This window comes from Solilutibacter pythonis, from assembly GCF_003697345.1.
Classification (GTDB): Bacteria; Pseudomonadota; Gammaproteobacteria; order Xanthomonadales; family Xanthomonadaceae; genus Solilutibacter; species Solilutibacter pythonis.
This window is the reverse complement of sequence record NZ_RFLY01000072.1, coordinates 1-639: the sequence shown is the minus strand read 5'-3', so window position 1 is coordinate 639 and position 639 is coordinate 1. Positions and strand designations below refer to the sequence as shown.

Annotated in this window: 1 protein-coding gene; it reads left to right on the top strand. The window is 52.4% G+C overall.

What is annotated here, in order from left to right; genetic code table 11:
- Positions 1-33: 33 nt before the first annotated feature.
- Positions 34-618, top strand: coding sequence for a hypothetical protein (locus tag EBB59_RS14605; RefSeq protein WP_122102599.1), 585 nt, complete (start codon positions 34-36; stop codon positions 616-618).
- The last annotated feature ends 21 nt before the right edge of the window (positions 619-639 follow it).

Genomic DNA, 639 nt, shown 5'->3' with positions numbered 1-639 from the left:
AAGGAAATTTTGCGAACCGGGGAACCCGCCTCAATGGCCGCAGCACAGCTAAGCCCTTGCCGCATCAAGGAAAAACGCCGCTGGGTACGACGACCCACGTCAGGGCGAACTGTTTATGCCTATGTCGGGGGGAATCCGACTTCATTCGTTGATCCGTTCGGATTGCAAGCCACTACTGTTGATGCATATTGTGCAAGGTACGGTGCTGTAGCGTGCGCTGAGGTTGCTTCAGGTGGTATGGCAGGGACTAATTCTGGTGCTGCAACTGCTGCTAGTGGCATTGGAGCTGGGACGGCTCTTTTCGGGTTGCGCAGCGATAGTGCTGCCAAGCAAGGATGTGGGGATGGGGGAGAGTGTGAAAAATTAAATTCCGATGTTCGGAAGGCTAAAGATATTGTTGCGTCTTTAGGGAGGTGTAAGTGGGGAATGTCTCGCTTTGAATTAAAGCAAAGATATAGTGCGTGGCTCTCTCTTGCTGTCTCTCGGGCCAAGCGAGATATGAAGTGCTGGAGTGGTGGCGATGAAGGGCATCAGACTGCCCAAGCCAACGCTTGGACTAACATGGGGCGGTGTGGAGCCATGCTTTCCGGAAATTGGTTCATGGGAGGTGTCCGATGAATATGGTCGATTGTATTAAGA

Coding starts and splice junctions, on each gene's coding strand:
- EBB59_RS14605 (WP_122102599.1), top strand. CDS start 34: ATGGCCGCAGCACAGCTAAGCCCTTGCCGCATCAAGGAAAAACGCCGC.